Source organism: Clostridium sp. SGI.024, assembly GCF_050315195.1.
GTDB lineage: Bacteria > Bacillota > Clostridia > Clostridiales > Clostridiaceae > Clostridium.
The window spans coordinates 1-5,015 of the sequence record NZ_JBNPON010000109.1 but is presented as its reverse complement, the minus strand read 5'-3'; the positions used below and the strand labels follow the sequence as shown (position 1 = coordinate 5,015).

Sequence of the window (5,015 nt, the reverse complement as noted above, 5' to 3'; positions counted from 1 at the left end):
TAATATTATAACACTTTTTTCCATAAACAGTATATAATAACCTTATATTATTGTAATAAATATATATAATTTTTATTATTACTATATAAAAAAGTACCGAATACTATATAAGCATTCGATACTTTTTTATATTATTATATTATCTTGTAATAGTTTTTCTCTTTAAAAGAAGCACACCAAATCCAATTATAACTATACCTGATATTAATACAAAGTAATATCCATCATTACCTGTCTTTGGTAAGTTTCCTTTTCCTATTGAAGAAGTATCTAAATTATTTGTGCCTTTATCATCACTAATTCTATCTCCTAAGTTTACTCCGCCTGAATTTCCATTTGGATTTGCTACTGGAGTTGGATTATCTTTATTTACTGCTAGTTCTGGTAATTTTATTGTAAATGATTTTGAAACTTCAGTTACATTACCAGCTAAATCTTTAGCAATTATCTTAATAGTATAATCTCCATTTTCCGTAATAGGCTCATAATTATATGGCTTATCATTTAATGTTATTGTTAATTCTACTTCTTCATTGCTAGCAAATAAAGGACTAACCTCTTTATTATACTTCATTCCATTTAATATTCCATCAATATCAACTTCTGGAGCAGTTTTATCTATTGTGAAATTATACTCTGCAACAGATTCATTTCCTGATTTATCAATTGCTTTAACCTTTAAAGTATAACTTCCTTCATTAACTATATTTTCTCCATTATAAGCTTCACCATTTAATTCAAGTACAACAGTCGCTTCTTCATCAATATCTAAATTTGGTAAAATATTAGTATTGTATTTTTTATTATTTTCTATACCTTGAAGATTAATTTGTGGTGCAACCTTATCAATTGTAAAGTTTAAAGTCTTCTTAGACTCAACTCCATTTAAACCTAAAGCAACAACTTCTAATACATAATTTCCATCCTCTGTTATTTCTTCGAAATTATAAGGATTTCCATTTAATGTTGCAGTAATATTAGCTGTATCTGGATTTACATTAACTTCAGGCTTAATATTTGTGTTATAGTATTTATTATTTTCAACATTATCAACTGATATTTCAGGAATTGTTTTATCAACTATAACCTTAAATCTTTTTACTGTTTCATTATTAACTAAATCTTCAGCTCTAACTGTAATAAAATCTCCATTATTTACAGAAACTTCATACTCAAATTCTCTTTCAGTATCTTTTGCACTCTTTGCTCCATCTAAAGCTACACTTAATATATTTTCACCATTAATATATAGCTTGTACCCTTCAGTATTATCACTTATGGTTCCTTTAATCTTCACTTTATCTTGTGCAGTTACTACTGTATCATCCTCTAAAATTACAGGCTCTGAAATATTTATTTCTGGTGCAACAGTATCATTAAATACTTTATAAGACTTATCAAAAATCACATCATCATTTGAAGCCTTAGCTAATACAGTTATAGTAGTGTATCCTTCTTTTAAATTAAGTAATTTTTCAAATTTACCATTTTCCATTAAGTCTGGAGTTTCTCCATTTATTAATATTTCAGATACATCTCCTATGTACTCACCTTTAACTAATAATTCACCAGTGTTTAATGCTTCTCCTACTGGAAAATCAATTAACTTAACCTCTGGCTTATAATTTCCTACTCCTATTTCGTAAACATCTGTAGAACTATTTCCTGCCTTATCCATTGTTGCAATCTCGATTTTATTAATTTTGTTGTTTAATAAATCTAAAGATGCTGTTAAATTATCTTCATTTGTGTTATAGTCTTTTACTTGTTTTCCATTTACATATAAAAGATATGCACTTATATTATTATTTTTTAATTCACCATTAAAGCTTATATTTAATTCATAATTAACATCTTGGCTTTCTTTGCTTGATTCTAAAGTTGTTTTTACAGGTGTAATATCAACGCTTACAGGCATAATAAATTCTTGATATTTTGTTGCTCCATCAACTCTTGCTTTATATTTTAAGTAGTATGTACCTTCTTCAGCTACTTCCTCATTTCCTGTAGCAGGGTTATACACCTTTCCATTCCATTCTAAGCTAGAATAAATACCTTGTTGGTTTCCACCTTCAGAAGCAAAAATTTTCTTTCTTAAATAATTTTCTGAACTAATATTTTCTTTAATTAAATTTTTATTTTCATCTAGTAAATCTACTTTAACTTCTCTAGCATTTCTTAATAAATATAATGCTGGTATTACAGAGTCAAACACTTCATCTCCGTTTGGAGAAATAGCTATCTTATCTGGATCAATAATAATACTACCTTTATTATCCTTACCCATAAATCCTAAATAATTATATTCTCCATTTAATTTAGAAGCTGCAAAACTACCTACCATATTTACTGTATTTGGCTCCCAAATAGCTCCATCTATAATTGTTTCTTCTGACCAATCTCCGTAATATCCCATATAAGGTACAACTAAAGATGGTACTTTATTATCTTTAGATTCAAAGCTTATAAATCCTTCTACAAAGTTATTTGTAACTGAATCTTTTCTAACATTTAAAGTAGCCTTAACCTTTGTTTCACCTTTTGCAGGTACAGTTACATTATTAGTACTAAAGTTTAAAGTTGCATCCTCTAAAATTGTGTCAAAATGCATACTTTCTGTAATTACTTGATTTTCCATATTAGGTTCAAAAGCTGTTAGTACACCACCCAAAGACTTAACTTCATATGTTTTATCTTCATCTGAATAATTCTTTAAAGTGATTTCGAACTCTGTAGTCTCGCCTATTTCTTTTAATGAAATAGTTGGTTCATTATTACTTCCATAAGCTAAAACTCTATTATTAATTGCATTTTTGGTTTGTATTAATCCTGAACCTTGTCTTCTTGGAGAATATGGTACTTCATCACCATATGTATTTTCTTCTGTTAAAGGCTTTGCAGTATTTACTATTGATTTTTTTACAAATTCAACTAAATCTCTTCCTTGAAGATTAATTCCTTGTGCCTTTAATCCTTGAAGAATTAATGCTGTTGCTCCTGATACATTTGGAGCTGCCATAGATGTTCCACTCATACTTCCATATCTATTATTATTTAAAGTAGAGAAAATATTTCCACCTGGTCCTGTTATTTGTGGTGCAAACTCTAAATCAGGAGTTGGTCCCCATGAAGTAAAGTCAGACATTTCACCATTAACGGCATTTGCTATAACTGAAACTTTTCCATTAAATTTGATTTTAACATTTGAAATACTATTTTTTAATGTATTTCCGTCATTCCCATTTATAAAAATAGCTGGTATCTTTACAGCTTCATCAGTTGCCATATTAATATATTCTGTTGTTGCAGCATTGTTATAAATAATAACTCCTTTAGCCCCAGCATTTTGAGCATTTAATTGCTTCTCTACAAAGCTAATATCTCCTCTTTTTACTAAAGCAATCTTACCTTTGACATCTTTATTCGTATAATCTTCAGGTTTTCCTAAATCAGCATCAACAAGTGTTAATTCTTCATTTGCTTCAAATACATCAATTGGATCAACATCTGTTTGTGTATATCCAACAATTGATTCTGTGTTATTAATTATTGCTGTAAATGCAGGTAATGTTACAACTGAGTTTTCAGAACTTGCAACTTGTATAGCATCTCTAGCAGCTGCTGGTGATCCTAAAACTCCTACATCACTAATTCCATCAATAACATATGGTGCTGTAGATGTTGTTGAGTTTCCTGCAGAAACTACACAGATAACTCCAGCATCAGTAGCATTCTTAATTGCAACTTGTTCTGGATCCTTATCATCTCTATATCCAGCTGATGAACCTAATGACATATTAATTACATCAGCTTTTAATTCTACTGACTTTTCGATTGCAGCAATAATATCATCAGAGTATGCACCTTTAATTTCACTATTATTACTAAATACCTTCATAGCTAATAATTGTGCTTCTGGTGCTACACCTTGTATTCCTTGATTATTTTTAACTTCATCTTCTGATGCATTGGCACCTACTATACCTGCAACGTGCATTCCATGCATACTACCTGAAGTATCTATAACTTTATCATCATCATCTGCAAAGTTGTATCCATAAGGCACTTTTTCAGTATAATATTTCCCAAATTCTTGATTAACATCATCTTTAGATATTTTAACCTTTGAATTATTTGTTAATTTCATATCTTTATGTGTATAATCAATACCTGTATCTATTATTGAAACTACAAGACCTTCACCTTTATAACCATAATCTTGCCATACGCTAGCAGATTGTATAAATTCTTTTGCTTTTGACATATCTGGATAATAAACTTTAGCTTCACTTACTTTCTTTACTCCATCTATATCTTCTATCTTTTCAACATCCTTACGTTTTACATCAATTGAAAATCCATTGATTAAATTTCCATAAGTATGTCTAACTTCTTCACCTATTTGATCTTCAACTTCATCTTTAATAGGCTTTTGAGCTTCTTTAACTTTATTTATTAATTCAACTTCTGGTTGCTCTCCATCTTCTAATTGTAATGTAGCTGGTTCTTCTTCCAATTCTACAATTACTCTTATTTTTTCTTCTGGATTAAGCTCATCATTTAAAGATGAATTTTCGGTGTTCTTTTCTAATTTTTTAACATTAGCAAAAGAATCATTTTTATTTATCTTTTGGTTTAATTGTTGTAGTAAAGCTTCTTTTATTATTACTTCATTAATATTATTGTCTGCTTTAACTACAGAGGAGCTTGTACCAACTACTAATGATAAAAACATAGAAATTAAAATAGCAATTGATACCGCCCTTTTTTTTGTTTTTCGCATTATTTAGCCCCCTTATAATTGTTTTTTAAAATAAACTAGTATGTTTTTTATCATTCTACTAATTCACTCAAAATAAATTATACTTCTTTTATACACATTTTGACATATATTTTTATCGCCATTTTTCGACATAACATTTTGCTTGTATTTATAAAATTAAGTTTAATAATTATATTATAAAATACTACTTTTAACTATTTTTTTATATAGGTATATAAGTTACTCAATTATA

At 28.5% G+C, this 5,015-nt stretch carries 1 protein-coding gene; it reads right to left on the bottom strand.

What is annotated here, in order from left to right:
- Positions 1 to 139 precede the first annotated feature (139 nt).
- The gene (locus ACQRD5_RS16625) at positions 140 to 4,783 is read right to left on the bottom strand and encodes a S8 family serine peptidase (protein ID WP_427747080.1); all 4,644 of its coding nucleotides are present in this window, start codon (positions 4,781 to 4,783) and stop codon (positions 140 to 142) included.
- Positions 4,784 to 5,015 lie beyond the last annotated feature (232 nt).